General features: G+C 58.8%; 15 protein-coding genes. 7 read left to right on the top strand and 8 right to left on the bottom strand.

Annotated features, from left to right (window positions below):
- The first annotated feature begins 42 nt into the window (after positions 1-42).
- Genes AB7M22_RS26665 through AB7M22_RS26675 form a run of 3 tightly spaced genes read left to right on the top strand, consistent with a single transcriptional unit; the run spans position 43 to position 1,811 of the window.
- Positions 43-666, top strand: coding sequence for an FMN-binding negative transcriptional regulator (locus tag AB7M22_RS26665; protein WP_454188270.1), 624 nt, complete (start codon positions 43-45; stop codon positions 664-666).
- 9 nt (positions 667-675) lie between these two features.
- Positions 676-1,122 (top strand): GNAT family N-acetyltransferase, encoded by a 447-nt coding sequence (locus AB7M22_RS26670; protein ID WP_007896516.1) that lies wholly within the window; start codon positions 676-678, stop codon positions 1,120-1,122.
- A 17-nt stretch (positions 1,123-1,139) separates the two neighbouring features.
- Positions 1,140-1,811 carry a GNAT family N-acetyltransferase gene (locus AB7M22_RS26675; RefSeq protein ID WP_008007781.1) on the top strand — a complete coding sequence of 224 codons (672 nt, stop codon included), beginning with the start codon at positions 1,140-1,142 and terminating at the stop codon, positions 1,809-1,811.
- Positions 1,812-1,923: 112 nt separating this feature from the next.
- Here AB7M22_RS26675 and AB7M22_RS26680 read toward each other — a convergent pair whose 3' ends face one another.
- Positions 1,924-2,823: a homocysteine S-methyltransferase family protein gene (locus AB7M22_RS26680; RefSeq protein ID WP_454188271.1), complete on the bottom strand. Its 900-nt coding sequence runs from the start codon at positions 2,821-2,823 to the stop codon at positions 1,924-1,926.
- Between the two features lie 111 nt (positions 2,824-2,934).
- On the opposite strand from AB7M22_RS26680, the gene AB7M22_RS26685 reads away from it, so the two are divergent.
- Both AB7M22_RS26685 and AB7M22_RS26690 read left to right on the top strand, forming a co-directional pair.
- The gene (locus AB7M22_RS26685; protein ID WP_454188272.1) at positions 2,935-3,756 is read left to right on the top strand and encodes an ABC transporter substrate-binding protein; all 822 of its coding nucleotides are present in this window, start codon (positions 2,935-2,937) and stop codon (positions 3,754-3,756) included.
- Positions 3,753-4,589 (top strand): amino acid ABC transporter permease, encoded by an 837-nt coding sequence (locus AB7M22_RS26690; protein ID WP_454188273.1) that lies wholly within the window; start codon positions 3,753-3,755, stop codon positions 4,587-4,589. The genes AB7M22_RS26685 and AB7M22_RS26690 overlap by 4 nt, the downstream gene beginning before the upstream one ends.
- A 22-nt stretch (positions 4,590-4,611) precedes the next feature.
- Here the strand turns inward: AB7M22_RS26690 and AB7M22_RS26695 are convergent, their stop codons facing one another.
- Both AB7M22_RS26695 and AB7M22_RS26700 read right to left on the bottom strand, forming a co-directional pair.
- Entirely contained in the window at positions 4,612-4,890 is a 279-nt protein-coding gene (locus AB7M22_RS26695; RefSeq protein WP_454188274.1) for a helix-turn-helix domain-containing protein, read from the bottom strand.
- Positions 4,887-6,239 (bottom strand): HipA domain-containing protein, encoded by a 1,353-nt coding sequence (locus tag AB7M22_RS26700; protein ID WP_454188275.1) that lies wholly within the window; start codon positions 6,237-6,239, stop codon positions 4,887-4,889. Before AB7M22_RS26700 ends, AB7M22_RS26695 begins: the two co-directional genes overlap by 4 nt.
- 435 nt (positions 6,240-6,674) lie before the next feature.
- Here AB7M22_RS26700 and AB7M22_RS26705 point away from each other — a divergent pair, with 435 nt between their 5' ends.
- On the top strand, positions 6,675-8,696 hold the full coding sequence (locus AB7M22_RS26705) for an autotransporter outer membrane beta-barrel domain-containing protein (RefSeq protein WP_454188276.1): 2,022 nt from the start codon (positions 6,675-6,677) through the stop codon (positions 8,694-8,696).
- Positions 8,697-8,893: 197 nt separating this feature from the next.
- On the opposite strand, the gene oadA is transcribed toward AB7M22_RS26705, so the two are convergent.
- Positions 8,894-10,702, bottom strand: a complete 1,809-nt coding sequence (oadA, locus tag AB7M22_RS26710) for a sodium-extruding oxaloacetate decarboxylase subunit alpha (RefSeq protein WP_454188277.1) — start codon at positions 10,700-10,702, stop codon at positions 8,894-8,896.
- 11 nt (positions 10,703-10,713) lie between these two features.
- On the bottom strand, positions 10,714-12,129 hold the full coding sequence (locus AB7M22_RS26715) for an acetyl-CoA carboxylase biotin carboxylase subunit (RefSeq protein WP_007896523.1): 1,416 nt from the start codon (positions 12,127-12,129) through the stop codon (positions 10,714-10,716).
- Between the two features lie 190 nt (positions 12,130-12,319).
- On the opposite strand from AB7M22_RS26715, the gene AB7M22_RS26720 reads away from it, so the two are divergent.
- Positions 12,320-13,282 carry a LysR family transcriptional regulator gene (locus tag AB7M22_RS26720; protein WP_008007793.1) on the top strand — a complete coding sequence of 321 codons (963 nt, stop codon included), beginning with the start codon at positions 12,320-12,322 and terminating at the stop codon, positions 13,280-13,282.
- Here the strand turns inward: AB7M22_RS26720 and AB7M22_RS26725 are convergent.
- From AB7M22_RS26725 to AB7M22_RS26735, 3 genes are all read right to left on the bottom strand, one after another.
- Positions 13,224-13,436, bottom strand: a complete 213-nt coding sequence (locus AB7M22_RS26725) for a PA3496 family putative envelope integrity protein (protein WP_454188278.1) — start codon at positions 13,434-13,436, stop codon at positions 13,224-13,226. The genes AB7M22_RS26720 and AB7M22_RS26725 overlap by 59 nt on opposite strands.
- 251 nt (positions 13,437-13,687) lie before the next feature.
- A complete protein-coding gene (gene hexR / locus AB7M22_RS26730) occupies positions 13,688-14,554 on the bottom strand; it encodes a transcriptional regulator HexR (protein WP_007896526.1) in 867 nt (288 codons plus the stop codon).
- A gap of 271 nt (positions 14,555-14,825) precedes the next feature.
- On the bottom strand, positions 14,826-17,699 hold the full coding sequence (locus AB7M22_RS26735; protein ID WP_454188279.1) for an EAL domain-containing protein: 2,874 nt from the start codon (positions 17,697-17,699) through the stop codon (positions 14,826-14,828).
- Positions 17,700-17,819 lie beyond the last annotated feature (120 nt).

Raw genomic sequence — 17,819 nt, forward strand, 5'->3', positions numbered from 1 at the left:
ATAGCCTGCCTAGGATGAACACATTCGCCAAGGAAAATTTCCATGTACACGCCCAGCAATTTCGCCATCGATGATTTGAATGAACTGCATCAGCAGATACTCGGCACTCGCCTTGCTGTTTTGGTCACCCATGGCGAACAGGGCCTGCAAGCCAGTCATCTGCCGCTGCTGCTGAATGTCGACCATGGCACCAATGGAACCCTCTACGGCCACTTCGCCAAAGCCAATCCGCAATGGAAGGAATTGCAGAACGGCGCCGAGGCGCTAGTGATTTTTGCCGGTGCCGATGCTTACGTCAGCCCCGGGTTCTACCCGAGCAAAGCCGAGCACGGCAAAGTCGTGCCGACCTGGAACTACGTTGCCGTGCATGCCTATGGCACGGCCGAAGTTTTCACCGACGCCGATCGCCTGCGCAATCTGGTCAGCGCTCTGACTGATCGTCATGAAGCGGGTCGCATCAATCCATGGAAAGTCGCCGATGCCCCCACCGACTACATTGATGGCATGCTCAAGGCCATCGTCGGTTTTGCCCTGCCTGTCCAGCGTCTGGAGGGCAAGCGCAAGCTCAGCCAGAACCGCAATGCCGCAGACATCGCCGGTGTGCGCGAGGGGCTGGCCGCCAGCCCTGATGTGCACGACCAGGCCCTCGCCCACTTGATGCGTTAAGGAATCAATATGAGTCAGATCGACATCCGCCAGGTCACCGCCGACGATCACGCTGCCTGGCTGCCGCTGTGGCAAGCCTACCTGCGCTTCTACAACACCGAACTGCCCGAGGCGGTGACCCAAAGCACCTGGCAGCGCCTGCTCGATCCGAGCGAACCGACCCATGGGGCGCTGGCCTGGGCCGATGGCAAAGCGGTGGGCATGGTGCATTTCATCTATCACCGCTCGAACTGGAGCATCGAAAACTCCTGCTACCTGCAAGACTTGCTGGTGACGCCAGAAACCCGCGGCACCGGTGTCGGTCGGCAACTGATTGAATTCGTCTACACCACGGCCAAGGCCGATGGGTGCTGCAAGGTTCATTGGCTAACCCACGAAACCAACGCCACCGCGATCCAGCTCTACGAGCGCATCGCCGAACGCCCCGGTTTCATCCAGTTCCGCAAAGGCCTTTAAGGTTCAAGGAGAGCAGCATGTCGACTTCACTCGCGGACTGGAAAGGTGTTCCGCCACCCTCGGTTCAACTGATCGAAGGGCGTTTCATCCGCCTGGAAAAACTTGACCCGGCGCGTCACGCCGACGGTTTGTGGGAAGCCCTGGAAGGCCCGGGCGCGGATCCGAAGCTCTGGGATTATTTGCCTTATGGGCCTTTCCCGGAACGCAGCGCTTTCAACGATTGGCTGAACAATCACGCGGCCAACAGCGATCCGTATTTCTTCACGGTGATCGACCGTGCCAGCGGCGACGTCCAGGGCATCCTCAGCCTGATGTCGATTGTCCCTGCTCAGGGCCGCATCGAGATCGGCCATGTGACCTTCGGCGCACCGATGCAACGTTCACCAAAAAGTACCGAGGCGGTTTACCTGCTGGCCAGGGAATCCTTTGCCTTGGGTTACCGGCGTCTGGAATGGAAATGCAACAACGGCAATGCCCGTTCCAAGTATGCGGCGCAGCGGTTGGGGTTCAGTTTTGAAGGGGTGTTCCGTCAGCACATGGTGGTCAAGGGGCAGAACCGTGACACGGCGTGGTATTCGATTCTGGATTCGGAATGGCCGGCGATTGGCGCGGGGTTCGAGCGGTGGCTGTCTGATGAGAACCAGACGGGGTCGGGGCAGGTGAAAACGTTGGTGGAGTGCCGCCAGTAATCTTCGGCGTCTGGCAGGACGCCTTCGCGGGCAAGCCTCGCTCCTACAGGTTTTCGGTTGATCATAAATCAACGCAATACCCTTGTGGGAGCGAGCCTGCTCGCGATTGGCATCACGCTAATTTCTGGGCCAACACCGCAATATGCTCCGGCCCGATCCCGCAGCACCCACCCAAATGGCTGGCCCCACGCTTCTGCCAATCAGCGGCCCATTGCAGATAACCCGGCGGGTCGAGATCGTCGCGCAACGGGTCCAGACCGTCATTGGCCGTGGCCTCTTTCGGTTGCGGCGGGAAGGCGTTGGCGTACGCGCCGATGTGGATCTTCACACCCAAACGTTCGAAGGTTTCCCGCGCCGCATCAATCGCCGCGCCGATCACTTCTGGCTGGCTGCAGTTGAACAGCAAGGTCTCGACACCCAACTCCGCCGCCACCGCGGCAGCCTCAGCCACGGGCTCACCAGAGCGCAAACGCGGCACTTCGTCGGTGTCTTCATCCTTCAGGGTAAACGACAGCCAGAACGGCTTGCCGTCCTTCGGCAGACCGGCATGGATCGCCCGCGCCTCGACGATCGAACTCTGGGTTTCCGCCAGCCACAGGTCGACATGCGGCGCCAGACCATTGACCAGAGGGATCAGCAGCTCAGTCACCCGGGCAGCGTCGAACAGATCTGGGCGATAGGAGCCGAACAACGGCGGCAATGAACCGGCCACGCGCACCGGTTTGCCCGCCGCATCGACTGCACGCCGAGCCAGCTCACCGGCCAACGCCGCAAGAGCCTGACCTTCAGCCGCGAAACGCTCTTCGCCAATATGGAACGGCACCACCGCGTAACTGTTGCTGGTGATCACGTTGGCACCGCTCTCTATATAAGCCGCGTGCACCGCCTCCACCGCTTGCGGCGCTTCACTCAAGGCCAGCGCCGACCATTCAGGCTGCCTGAACGGCGCCCCTCGGCGTTGCAGCTCACGACCCATGCCGCCATCCAGAATTACCGTGCTGCCTGCGCCCATATTCTTTTCACTCATAAGCTTATGAAAATAACTCACTATCAGAGTTTTTCTTATAACTATTTAATACGCACCACCCGGTTAATAACAACCTCTTTTTTTCAGGGATCAACTGTGAAATTTCAACCACTGCTGGCCCTGGGCCTGACGATTTTGGCTGCCTCTACCCAAGCCTTTGCGGGCGCTACTCTGGATCGCATCGAGCAAAAGAAAGAACTGGTGGGCGTGTTGATGGAAAGCTATCCACCGTTCTCGTTCCTCAACGATCAGAATCAGCTCGACGGTTTCGACGTTGACGTGGCCAAGGCCGTGGCGAACAAACTGGGCGTCAAGCTGCGCCTTGAAACGCCGTCCTGGGACGTGATCGCCGCCGGTCGCTGGAGCGGGCGTTACGACATCTGCATCTGCTCCATGACCCCGAGCAAAGCCCGCGCCGAAGTCTTCGACTTCCCGGTGGAGTATTACGCCTCCCCTGCGGTGATTGTGGTCAACGCCAAGAACGACAGCATTCACAGCGCCAAGGACCTTAGCGGCAAGAAAGTCGGCCTCACCAGCGCCTCCAGCTATGAAAGCTACCTGAACAAAAACCTGGTGATCGAAGGCGCCGAAGACACCCAACTGCAATACCCGTTCGAGAATGTGCAGATCGCTCCGTATGACACCGACAACGTCGCGTTCCAGGATTTGGGCCTGGGCGCTGGCGTTCGTCTGGACGCGATTCTCACCAACCTGGTGACCGCGCAACCGCGCTTGAACGAAGACAAGCGCTTCAAGCTCGCCGGTGAGCCGCTGTACTCGGAGCCGAACTCGGTGGCCATCGAAAAAGGCGACGCCCAGTGGGACGCCAAAGTACGTGATGTGTTTGCCCAGCTGAAACAGGACGGCACCTTGAGCAAGCTGTCGCAAAAATGGATCGGCGCCGACATCAGCAAATGACTTCTTTCCCCAAACCACCTCATCCGCCGCAACCGGTGGCTGAGTCGATGCTGCAACGGATTTTCGGTTTCCGCACGCGGCTGTACCTGACCTGGGCAGCGATGTTCGGCTTGTTCGCGAGTTTTTTCCTGAGCTTCGACCTGAAGTTCTCGATCATCCTCGACAAACTGCCTAACCTGATCGGCCTGCACCTGGCACCCAACGGCTTTCTGCAAGGCGCAGCGCTGACGCTGTTCTTGTGCCTGTGCTCAATCGTGGTGTCATCGCTGCTGGGCTTCATCACCGCCCTGGCCCGGTTGTCGAAAAGCGCGGTGGCGTTCGGTATCGCGAGCTTCTATGCCTCGTTCTTTCGCGGCACACCGCTGCTGATCCAGATCCTGCTGATCTACCTCGGCTTGCCACAGCTCGGCATCGTGCCCGGCGCCATTGCCGCCGGCATCATCGCCCTGTCGCTGAACTACGGCGCCTACCTGAGCGAAATCTTCCGCGCCGGCATCCTCGGCGTCCCCCATGGCCAACGCGAAGCATCGCTGGCGCTGGGCATGCGCGAAACCGTGATCTTCTGGCGCGTCACCCTGCCCCAAGCCATGCGCACCATCATCCCGCCCACCACCAACCAGTTCATCTCCATGCTCAAAGACTCGTCACTGATTTCGGTGATGGGGGTTTGGGAAGTGATGTTCCTGGCGCAATCGTACGGGCGCTCGAGTTATCGCTATATCGAAATGCTGACGACAGCGGCGATTGTTTATTGGCTGATGTCGATTGGATTGGAGCTGATTCAGGCGCGGATGGAGCGGCATTATGGGAAGGCGTATTTGAAGCGGGGTTAGGAAAAAGATCGCAGCCTTCCTGTCAGCTGAAATCGCGGTGAATCCGCACAACGCCCATCTTCAATCCAAACGGCCGGAACACCGCATTCAACGATTTCAGCGTCTGATTCCCTTCCCCATGTTCGATATGCACCAGCGTGCGCACCGAGACTTTGCACATTTTTGCAAACTGGGTCTGGTGCAGGCCTGTGACTTCCACCCGCAGGCGACGGACTGCCTCGCCAATCTCTAGGGTGCCTTGAGCCAGCCCCTCTTGAATGTTTTCTATGAGCACAGTGCGCTCGGCAACTGTCATGCTCATTTCAGGTCCCACTCTTTCAAGCGCTGCTCCAGGTTTTTCAAGGCTATTCGCGGGTGATTCATTGTTACGTCGGGCAATCCGCTATCAGCCAGAATGTCTGGGAGTGCCATCAAGCGTTTGGCATCTTCGCGCAAGCGTTCAAAAGAGCCCGGCGAGTCAATCAACACTGCCAGCGGATCATTCGGATCAGCAATGTCGGCCAGTGCCTGGCACACACCAAGCCAATTTACATCCCCGGCTCTTTCCAACTCTTTTGGCCACTTGGTGGTTCTTGTTACGCCTTCGTCGTCCATCACCATTGGTGCCAAGTCATAGATCGGTGCCAGTCGAAAGGAGGCCGTATCACGGATGATCGCGGTATTGCGCCCATGGTTATCCGAATTGCCGAGGATTTTGTTCAGCAGATCCCGACGCAAATAGTCAGCAACCAGATCCGGGATCTGGTCTGACTGCCCCGCATCACGCCAGAGTCCAGCGAGCAGCCGAATAACTTCCATGTGGTTCATCGGGCTACCTGGCGTGGTTATCTGCGCCAGTGAGTAGATCGACTCCACAGCAAAACGCTCGACACCCTGAAGGGTTACCTGACGGTCAAAGCGCTGCATCCACAAGCTGGGCTTTGTCGCTTCTTCCAAGGCCAAGCCCTGCACTGCCACCGTTTCGATGCCTAGTGTTTGTAGTGCCTTGTAGTAGTGGTACTCGCTTCTGAGGATGTCCTGATCGTTCCTGGTTCCTTTATTGCGAGAGAACTTCACGAACCAGTGCTGGGTAACGTTTGCGTCGTCCAGTACTGCATCGGGGTATAGATTTCCGTCCTTGCCCTGAGCCAGCAAGAGTTTCGGTGCCTCGCCACCTGCCCCCGTTGCCCCGCCAATCGCAGCGCCCTGCTCATAGGCATACTCGAGAAATCGGTTATCACGGCTAATGACGTCCTGACGCTCAAACCCCATCGCCTCACGCTGACCGACTACATCGACAGATTCCTTTATCCGCATATTGCCTATCGGTGCCGGAGTGCTTCGGGCCAGAAGAAAAAGATCCTCACTGATGTCAGCTGGTTTTTCTCTGCCTACCCGTTGCAGAAGAAATCGTTTTGCCGCGCCGGCAGGCGCAATGTCATGCAGAAATGCAGGTGCATTAGATCGCTTTCCCTCCCAATCCAATGGAAACCTGGCACTCACTGCCTTCGCAAAAGGAGTTGGAATGTCCTCATGGTTATCGACCAGATAGGTTTGTTCGTAACCGAAGCTGCATCGACTTTCGAAGCCTTTTTCAGGACTGTCGAAGCTCAGGAGCATAGCGTCGTGCCATTTTCCTGCCGTATAGACCTGTAAGGTCAGGTTATACATGTCGTCACCACCTGCATCTAAATGCGTTTCTTGAAGGTTATCTAACATTCCGCATGCAATATAGTGCATTTACCTCGATATGACTCTCACACTAAACGCAATAAAATGCAGATATTAATTCAACAGTAACGCAAAAACGCAAAATAATGCAGATCAATTTGATTCCTCGTCGAGACACCATTCTGTAAAAACCCTCCGGACCGGGTGATCGGGGTAGTGGCAGGCGAGTTTCTGATATTTCGCCAATGGAAGCTTCCGGGATTGCTGTAAGGAAAGACGCCTGATGGGCGGGTGAATTCGTACATGCTCTAAGCCCACTGTTGATTCGGCTACAAGCGAAGTCTCCGTGCCTTGCTGAACACCCGGAAATGCCCGGCATCCGGGAATTCGCATCGATTTTAGAGTTTGGTCTCCTTCCACGAGAGACTGAACCCGATGCCCATCCGACGCACTTTTCGACCCCATTGCATAGCGCTGGCGATTTCCCTCGCCCTCGGCCATGCAGGTTCTGCAATTGCTCAACAGCCAGCCGGCATCCCCCCGTCATTCGCCGACCAGATGGCATGGATCGAGGCATTCATCAAGGATCCGGATACCGTCACAACCAAGGTCACCAAGGCAGAATCCGGACCTGAAGGTATCGCATTAAAACTGGGTGACACCCATGACCTTGTCACCGTCAGCGGACGCGGTCGCTTCAATGGACTGGTTGACGGGGGCGGCGGCACAAACGTCCTGCAACTCGATGTCGCGAGCGGCGGCGAACTCGGGGAAACCCGGAACTTCAACGTCCTGCACATCAAGCGAGGCCAGTGGACGCTGACGGGAACAGAGGACTTCCGGGACGGCGCCGTGTTGATGGGCAACGCAGTGTTGACCAATCGCGGACGTATCGCCGGCCCAGTGTCGATTGATACACGAGCGACCTTTCGCGGCAACGGTCATGTCGGCCAGCTGACAGTAGCAGGCCGCCTTGAGGTCAATGCGTTGTACGGAGCGCCACAGGTGAGTGGCAATCTTGAACTGCACGACAGCGCCGAACTGGCCTATGAGGTCAATGCCGATGGCCGCAGTGAAACGATTAAAGTCGACGGCACCGCCAGTCTCGGCGATGCCACCCTGAAAATCGTCGCAGCAACGGGCGATTACCCGGCTACCAGCAAATATCGCATCATCGAAGCCAGCAAGGTGCAAGGCCAGTTCGGTAAGGTGCTCAATGACCTGGCCTTCATGACCCCTACCCTGCATTACGACGACGGAAAAAGTGTCGACCTGACCTACGCCCGCAACGATGTACCAATCGAGAGACTCGCAATCACTGAAAACGGTCGGGAACTTGCTCAAAGCATTGTGGAGCCAAAGCACATCCCGCAAGCACAGGCTCCCTCCGTTACAGCTGCGAAACCTTCCACCCAATTGAACGCCGCCGTCACCGCCCTGCTCGGCTCAAGCAAAGCCACCGCCACCTACGCCATCGAACAACTGGCCGGCGGCAGCAATGCCAATCTGGCCAATGCCACCCTGAGCAGTGTCAATCCGGTGAGCGGAAGCATGCTGTCAGCCATGCGCCAACTGGACAGCAGCGACCTCAACGGACAGAGCGGAGCCCCACGTCTGGCGGCGGGTGGTGAAGCCACTGGCAGGGTCTGGTTACAAGCGCTGGGTCACGGCGGCACACGGGATCGCGGTCATGGCAGCAGCGCCCTGCAACACTCCACCAAAGGTCTGGTACTGGGCGCGGATTGGGCGCTCGATGAACAGTGGCGCGTGGGCGTGATCGGCGGACAATCGCAGACGCGCCTGGACGGCAGCCAACTGAATGGCGACCTCGACAGTTGGCACCTGGGCGCCTACGCCCTGCGCCAAAGTGGTCCGCTGGCATTGCGCCTGGGCGCGACTCACAGTAACCATGATGGCAGCACCAAACGGCAGGTAGCTTTCAACGGTTTCAGCGATCGCCCAAAGGGCAGTTACGACGCCAGCACTCAGCAAGCCTTTACAGAGCTCGGTTACAACCTCGGCAGGGGCAACCTCAGCGCCGAGCCCTTTGCCAATCTTGGCTACCAACACTATCAACGCGACAGCTATACCGAAAAGGGCGGCGCGGCGGCACTGCAGGTCCATGGGCAAACACAGAACAATTTCAGCACCACCTTCGGCCTGCGCCTCGCACAGCTCAATACACTGGATAACGGCGTGCAACTGACGCCGCGATTCAGCGCTGGCTGGAAACACACCTACGGTGATGTCGACAGCAAGACTCAACAGCGACTGGCTACCGGCGGCAAGAATTACATCGTCGAAGGCGCCGCTCTGGATCGCGACAGCCTGATGCTTGATGCAGGGCTGGAGCTGGCGGTTTCGACTCGGCATACGTTCGGGGTCGGTTACAACGGCGAGATCGGCAATGACAGCCGCAGTCATGGCGTAATGGGGCAGTGGCGGATGGCATTCTGATAAAGCCACTGACTTGATGCAGAACCTGTGGGAGCGAGCCTGCTCGCGAATGCGATGTGACATTCAACATCATGGTTGGCTGATACTCCGCTATCGCGAGCAGGCTCGCCCCCACATTTGGCAGGTGGAATATCGGGCAAAAAAAAGGGGAGCACATGCCCCCCCGAGGTTTAAAACAGTATATCGAGGCTGTTAACTCAGCCTTCGATCTCGATCAGTATTTCGCCCGGGTTCACCCGGTCGCCCTTGGCCACGTGGATGGCGGTGACTTTGCCGGCGATGGCCGATTGGACTTCGGTTTCCATCTTCATCGCTTCGGTGATCAGCACGGCCTGGCCGGCTTTCACGGTGTCGCCTTCCTTGACCAGTACATCGACGATGTTGCCCGGCATGGTGGTGCTGACGTGGCCCGGTGCAGTGGCTTGCTTGCGCTTGCTGCTGCCACCGCTGACGAACTCGTTGAGCGGTTCGAACACCACTTCTTCCGGCATGCCGTCGATGGACAGATAGAAGTGGCGCTTGCCTTCCGACTTGACGCCGACACCGGTGATGTCGACGCGGTAGGTTTCGCCGTGAACGTCGATGACGAACTCGGTCGGCACGCCTTCGCCGCCGGCCGATGCCGCGCCGCCCGCTTCCGGAATCGGCAACAGCACTTCTGGCGTGAGGGTGCCGGCAGCGCGCTCTTCGAGGAACTTGCGGCCGATGTCCGGGAACATGGCGTAGGTCAGCACGTCTTCTTCAGACTTGGCCACGGCGCCGATTTCGGCACGCAGCTTGGTCATTTCCGGCTTGAGCAGGTCAGCTGGACGGACGTCGATGACTTCTTCGCTGCCGATCGCCTGGCGACGCAGTTTCTCGTTCACGGTGCCCGGCGCTTTGCCGTAGCCGCCTTGCAGGTAGAGCTTCACTTCGTTGGTGATGGTCTTGTAGCGCTCGCCGGCCAGCACGTTGAAGAACGCCTGGGTGCCGACGATTTGCGAGGTCGGGGTCACCAGCGGCGGGAAGCCGAGGTCTTCACGAACGCGTGGGATTTCCGCCAGCACTTCGCTCATGCGGTTCAGCGCGCCCTGCTCTTTCAACTGGTTGGCCAGGTTGGAAATCATCCCGCCCGGTACCTGGTTGACTTGAACGCGGGTGTCGACAGCGGTGAATTCGCTTTCAAACTGGTGGTACTTCTTGCGCACGGCGTAGAAGTACAGACCGATCTCTTGCAGCAGCTCCAGGTTCAAGCCGGTGTCGAACTCGCTGCCTTTAAGGGCGGCGACCATCGACTCGGTACCCGGGTGGCTGGTGCCCCAAGCGAAGCTGGAGATTGCGGTGTCGATGTGGTCGGCGCCGTTTTCGATGGCCTTGAGTTGGCACATCGCGGCCAGACCGGCGGTGTCGTGGGAGTGAATGAACACGGGCAGCGATTGCTCGCTTTTCAGAGCCTTGACCAACTCGCCAGTGGCGTACGGGGTCAACAGGCCGGCCATGTCCTTGATCGCCACGGAGTCGCAACCCATGGCTTCCATTTGTTTGGCTTGGGCCACGAACGCCTCGATGGTGTGCACCGGGCTGGTGGTGTAGGCGATGGTGCCCTGAGCGTGTTTGCCGGCGGCTTTCACGGCTTCGATGGCGACTCGCAGGTTACGCACGTCGTTCATCGCATCGAAAATGCGGAACACGTCGATGCCGTTGACTGCCGCCTTGGCAACGAAGGCTTTGACCACGTCGTCGCTATAATGGCGGTAGCCCAGCAGGTTCTGGCCACGCAGGAGCATTTGCAGACGCGTGTTAGGCAATGCCGCGCGCAGTTGGCGCAGGCGCTCCCACGGGTCTTCTTTGAGGAAGCGGACGCAGGCGTCGAAGGTCGCGCCGCCCCAGCATTCCAGCGACCAGTAGCCGACTTTGTCGAGCTTGTCGCAGATCGGCAGCATGTCTTCGGTGCGCATGCGGGTGGCGAGCAGCGATTGGTGGGCGTCGCGCAGGATTGTGTCGGTAACGTGGATTTGCTTGCTCATTGTTCTATTCCTCACAGGCCTGCGTGGGCGGCGATGGCGGCGGCGATGGCCAGGGCCAGCTCTTCGGGTTTGCGCTTGATCGAGTAGTTGGTCAGTTCAGGGTGGCTTTCAACGAAGCTGGTGTTGAACTGGCCGCTACGGAATTCCGGGTTACGCAGGATTTCCTGGTAGTACGCGGCGGTGGTCTTGACCCCTTGCAGACGCATGTCGTCCAAAGCTCGCAAGCCACGGTCCATCGCCTCTTCCCAGGTCAGCGCCCAGACCACCAGTTTCAGGCACATCGAATCGTAGAACGGCGGAATGGTGTAGCCGGTATAGATCGCTGTGTCGGTACGCACGCCGGGACCGCCAGGCGCGTAGTAACGGGTGATCTTGCCGAAGCTCGGCAGGAAGTTGTTTTTCGGGTCTTCGGCGTTGATCCGGAACTGCAGCGCGAAACCGCGGTGCTGGATGTCTTCCTGTTTCACCGAAAGCGGCAGGCCGGACGCGATGCGGATCTGCTCGCGAACAATGTCGATGCCGGTAATTTCTTCGGTGATGGTGTGTTCCACCTGCACCCGGGTGTTCATCTCCATGAAGTACACCTCGCCCTCGGCGAGCAGGAACTCCACGGTACCGGCGTTCTCGTAACCCACAGCCTTGGCCGCACGCACCGACAGATCGCCGATGTAGGCACGCTGTTCCGGAGTCAGTTGCGGGCTCGGAGCGATCTCGATCAGCTTCTGGTTGCGACGCTGGATCGAGCAATCACGCTCGAACAGGTGCACCACGTTGCCGAAGCTGTCGCCGAGGATCTGCGCTTCGATGTGTTTCGGATTGACGATGCATTTTTCCAGGAACACTTCCGCCGAACCGAAAGCCTTGGTGGCTTCGGAAATCACCCGTGGAAAGGCTTGTTCGAGTTCTTCGCGGCTGTTGCAACGACGAATGCCGCGGCCGCCACCACCGGAGGTGGCCTTGAGCATCACCGGGTAACCGATGCGGTCGCCTTCGGTCAGGGCTTCTTCGATGCCCGACACGTTGCCTTCGGTGCCCGGGGTGACCGGTACGCCAGCCTTGATCATGCTGCGGCGTGCTTCGGTCTTGTCGCCCATGCGGCGAATCACTTCAGCCGATGGACCAATGAATTTGATACCGCGTTCGGCGCAGATGTCCGCCAGCTCGGCATTTTCCGAAAGGAAGCCGTAGCCAGGGTGCAACGCATCGCAACCGGTTTCCACCGCCAGGTTCACCAGCTTGCGCGGGTTCAGGTAGCCGGCCAGTGGCTCGGCACCGATGCTGTGGGCCTCGTCCGCTCGCTTCACATGCAAGGCATGGCGGTCGGCGTCGGAATAGATCGCGACGGAGCGAATGCCCATCTCGGCGCAGGCACGCACGATTCGTACGGCAATCTCACCACGGTTGGCGATCAGGATCTTTTTTATCACTTGGAGGTTCCCTTGAGCCGGTGGTACCCACGACCTGTCACACCAGGTCGACGCGTGACCAAATGTTTCAATTCAGTCGCAGCTCCACACTAGCCTTCGCAAGGGATTAACAAAAATGAATAATAATTGGGTTACACATAAGCAAAGACTTATAGTTGAGGCATCAGCCTCCGCTCAGGATCTCTAGAAAATGCGTAAGTCATTGATGCGTATGACATTGCGTCAATTGCAGATCTTCAATGAGGTGTGCGACTTAAGGTCCTACAGCCGCGCTGCCGACGAAATGTCTCTCACACAACCTGCCGTGAGCCTACAGATTCGTCAACTCGAAGAGCTGATCGGCCAACCCTTGTTCGATTATGTCGGCAAAAAACTCTACATGACCGAGGCGGCCGAAGCGCTGCAGCGCGCCAGCCGGGACATTTTCGGGCGCCTGGAAAACCTCGACATGCAGCTTTCGGACATGCAGGGATCGTTGCAGGGCCAGCTGAAACTGGCGGTGGAATCGAGCGCCAAATACTTTGTGCCGCACCTGTTTGCCGCGTTCAAGCGCCAACATCCAGAAGTGAACCTGCAACTGACGGTGGTCAACCGTGGTCAGGTCATCCGGCGCCTGTCGGACAACCGTGATGATCTGGTGATCATGTCCATGGTGCCGCAGGACATGGGGCTGGAGTTCTTGCCATTTCTCAACAACCCGATCGTTGCCGTGGCGCCACCGGATCATCCGCTGTGCCACATGGGCCCGCTGCGTTTGCAGGATCTTGAGCCCTACACGCTGCTGATGCGCGAATCCGGCTCCGGGACGCGGCTGGCTTGCGAAGAATATTTCAAAGAGAAGCGCGTGCACTTCAACCAGACCCAGGAAGTCTCGTCAGCCGAAGCACAGCGTGAATGTGTGCTGGCGGGTCTGGGCGTGGCGCTGTTGACGCGTCACGCCCTGAACCTTGAGTTGGCGACCGGCGGATTGATCGAGTTGCCGGTCGAAGAGCTGCCGTTGTACCGCAGCTGGTGCCTGGTGCAAGCCAAGGCGAAACGGCTGTCACCGGTGGCGCACGCGTTCCTTGCGTTTATTCGCAGCGAGCGGGTGCAGATCAGCGCGCTGGTTGAGCGTTTCGACGGGAAGTTGCCGGTGCCGCCTGCCAGTAGTTGAGTTCGAGATCGTCAGGAAAATCGCCAATTTCGGCCAGTAGCTGGCGGCGTTCGCAGCGATCTTCGATGGCGCGGCGAAATTCCATGCGGCGCTGATCTTCTTGCTGACGACGGGTTTTGACGGCGCTGTTGCGTTCTTCGTAGGGCTGAGCCATTTCGAGTCTCCCAAGGCGAGTACGGGAGTTACAAGATAGGTGCGAGGGATGACGGTTTGGCGGCGGGAGGGTTACAGGGAGATGAAAGTAGTCGATTGATGTGGTGAATTTGATGACGCCTTCGCGGGCAAGCCCGCTCCCACAGGGTTCGGTGGTGTTCACGCCTTTTGCGCAACACCGCCGATCCTTGTGGGAGCGGGCTTGCCCGCGAATGAAGGTCGGAACGACCTTCCAGCAATCTCAGATCAGAATCAATCGTCCAGCGCTTTCACCGATTTGGGCGACAGCCGCAAGCTGCGAAGGCTGCGTTTGACGCTTTTCAGGTGATTGACCAGGCTCGGACCGCGGGCCATGGCCACGCCCATCGCCAGCACATCGATCACTACCAGGTGCGCAATGCGCGACGTCAGCGGCGTGTAGATTTCGGTGTCTTCGTGCACATCGATCGCCAGATTGACAGTCGACAGCTCGGCCAACGGTGTCTGGCTCGGACACAACGTGATCAACGAAGCGCCGCTCTCGCGCACCAGATTGGCGGTGATCAGCAGGTCCTTTGAACGCCCGGACTGGGAAATACAAATCGCCACGTCGCTCGGCTTCAGCGTGACCGCCGACATCGCCTGCATGTGCGGGTCGGAATACGCCGCCGCAGTCAGCAGTAAACGGAAAAATTTATGCTGGGCATCCGCCGCCACGGCGCCCGAAGCACCGAATCCATAGAACTCGACGCGCTGGGCCTGAGACATGAGCGACACAGCCCTCTGCAACTCCACCGGATCGAGTTTCTCGCGAACCTCCATCAGCGTATGCAGGGTGGTGTCGAAGATTTTCAGGCTGTAATCGGCGACCGAATCATCTTCATGGATCGCGAATTGCCCAAAGCTCGCGCCAGCCGCCAGGCTTTGCGCCAGTTTCAGCTTCAAATCCTGAAACCCGGAGCAACCGATGGCGCGGCAAAAGCGCACGATGGTCGGTTCGCTGATGCCTACGCTGTGGGCCAGGTCGGCCATGGAGCTGTGCATCACCGCCGCAGGATCAAGCAGCACGTGGTCGGCGACCTTGAGCTCCGACTTGCGTAACAGGTGGCGTGACTGGGCGATGTGTTGCAGCAGATTCAAAGGGCTGGACTCTTTGTTATTGGCAGGTGCCGGGGATGTAGCACGCTTGTAGTTATACTACATGAATCGGCTTTTTGCCTGCTCAATGCGTAACTCAATGCCCCCATTTCATGCGACATGCGCTCCATGTAGCCCTCTCGGTCCTTGTAGCAGCTGGCGAAGCCTGCGTTCGGCGGCGAAGCCGTCGTAAAACCTGCTTGCCGGATTTTTCCTGTTAAAGCGTATTCATCTTCACGACGGCTTCGCCGCCGAACGCAGCCTTCGGCAGCTGCTACAAAGGATCGGCATCGCGACGTAAAAGCTCGGCCAGGTCGACGGCCTCGACCGGACGACTGATCAAATAGCCCTGCACTTCATCGCAGCGCTCGACTTTCAGAAACTCCAACTGCTCCGGCCGCTCCACCCCTTCAGCCACCACCTTCAACGACAGGCCGTGGGCCATGGCGATGATCGCCCGGGTGATCGCCGCATCCTCGCTGCTCTCCCCCAGACCACGGATAAACGCTTGATCGATTTTCACGTAGTCCACAGGGATGCGTTTGAGATAGCTCAGCGACGAATAGCCGGTGCCAAAATCGTCGATCGCCAGTTTCACGCCGAGATCGCGCAATTGCTGGAAGGTCGCAATGATGTGCTCGACGCTGTCCAGCAACTGGCTTTCGGTGAGTTCCAGTTCCAGGTAGTGCGGCGCCAGGCCGGTTTCCTCCAGCACCTGACGCACCAGGCTGACCAGTTTCCCTGAACGCAATTGATGCACCGACAGGTTGACCGACACCCGAATCGGCTCCAGTCCCTGACGCTGCCACTCGCAGGCTTGCCAACAGGCCTGGCGCAAAACGAACTCGCCGATAGCGCCGATCAGCCCGGTTTCCTCGGCCAGGCCGATGAAATTCCCCGGCGGCACTTGGCCCAGGGTCGGGTGATTCCAGCGTACCAACGCCTCGGCGGCATTCAGTCGGCCGGTGGCCAGGCAGAGCTTCGGTTGATAGAACACCTTCAGCTGCTTTTCTTCGATGGCTTTGCGCAACTGGTTCTCGAGCTGCAGGCGCTCGATCGTGCTGGCTTGCAGACTGTCGGTGTAGAACTGGAAATTATTGCCGCCCAAGTGTTTGGCATGCTGCATGGCCATGTTCGACTGGCTGACCAGCGCGGAAATTTCCCGCGCGGTGTCCGGCAACAAGCTGATACCCATGGACGCACTGACCACCAATTCATGACCCTCGACAGTGACTGGCAAACGCAGCTTGGCCGACAATCGGGTCGCTACGCGCGCCAGGCTCGACAAGTTGCCATAGGCATCGAACAGCACCGCGAATTCATCGCCGGACAATCGGGCGATGGTGTCCGCTTCCGGCAGCGCATTGACCAGTCGCCGAGCCATTTTCTGCAACAGTTGATCGGCGATTTCGTGGCCGAGGCTGTCGTTGAGCAGTTTGAATCGATCCATATTGATGTGCAGCAACGCCAGGCTGCGCCGACCGCCCTGGCGCACCCGCTGATGAGCCTCGCGTAGTCGTTCGTGGAACAACGAGCGGTTGGCCAATCCTGTGAGTTCGTCGTAATGGGTGAGGTAGCGCATGCGCTCTTCGGACTCACGCCGAGCAGACAGATCGGCGAAGAAGCCGACAATGTGACTAACATTTCCCCGAGCATCGCGCACGGCATTCAATTGCAGCCATTGCGGATACAACTCGCCATTCTTGCGCGTTTCGACCAGCTCGCCCTGCCAGCTACCGTACTGCTCCAGCGCCTGACGAATCGCCGCGTAATGCCGGCGGGCGTCGCGGCTGCAGGGCAAATCGACCATATTACGCCCGAGCATGTCGTCGATTTCATAGCCAGTTACCCGACTGAAGGCCTGATTGACCGCGATCAACGCATAATTCGGGTCGAAAATCACAATGCCTTCGCTGGCCGCCTCGAACACTGTCGCCGCCAGTTGACGCTGTTCTTCCAGGCCCTTGCTGGCGCTGATATCGCGGCGGGTGCCGACCATGCGAATCACCCGACCATTCTCGGCGCGCTCAACCGCTCGGCCACGGTCCTCGATCCAGACCCAATGGCCATCGCCATGCCGTACCCGATACTCGATCTGATAATCCTCGCTGCGGCCCTTCAAGTGTTCGACCAGCGCCCGCTTTAGCGCAGGCAAGTCGTCGGGGTGCAACCGCGGCTTGAGGTGGCGGAGCATCGCCGTTACGTATTCCGGCTCCAGCCCGAACAACTCCTGAAGCTGAGTGTGATGGACTTCGTCGGTTTGCAGGTTCCAGTCCCACAACCCGAGCTCGCTCGCCTTCAACGCCAGCGCCAGTCGCGCTTCGCTCTTGCTCAAGGCCTGGCTGGCGGCGTCCAGTTCCAGACTGCGTTGGGCGACCCGGCTTTCGAGGTCGACCTGGGTTTCGCGTAACTCGTCTTCGGCACGGCGGCGCTGATCGATTTCCCGGGCCAGCTCGTGGTTGAGCTGGTCGCTGCGACTTTGCGCCTGCTGCAAGTGCTCGATCAGTGCCTGATTTTGAAAGCGTCGCAGCAGCCCCTGGTTGATCAGCCGATTGACCTGCCAGGCGACCACGCTCAACGAACCCAGCAAAATCAGGCCAAACCAGCCCCAGCCCTGTTCCTGCTCATCCCCGCCCCAGAACAGATAGCCGATGGCCGGCAACAGGCAGGGCAAGGTAAAGGACAGAAAAGCCGGCAGGCTGACGGCATAAGCGACGCTGGCCGAGAGCGCCGCAGCGCCGATCAGGCCGAACACCCAGGCTTGCTGCATGAAATTGTCAGCGGGCACCAACGCGATGCCGGCACCGGCCAGGGTCAGGCCAGTCATCGCAGAGCCGAGCATGAACATGCGACGCCAGACCGGATGGGCCTGACGGTTGGGAATCGCCGAATCGAAGGCTGCGACCTGAATCACCCGCAACGCCACCAGCGACAATAACCAGATCAGCCAGACGCTGACCACGAAGTAACGTTGCGGGCTCCAGAGCAAGCCGGCGCACACCAGACCATTGATCAGCATGAACAGCGTAGGCAACAGCGAGCCCTGGTACAGCAGGCGCGTGCGTTCGACCGCCATTTCCATGGCGTACTGTTTGCGGATAACCCGGGGCTCCACAGAGGGGCCCGACAGGTCGGAGCTGAGGGTCATAGGCAATGTTCTTGTTCTTATTAGTGAGCATGCGAGCCCGAATTGTGCACGGAGCATACACAAGCAAATGCCCGGACCAAACTGCCTCAGGTCATAAAACAGACAAAAATATCGGCCACC

Source organism: Pseudomonas sp. ADAK2 TE3594 (assembly GCF_053628675.1).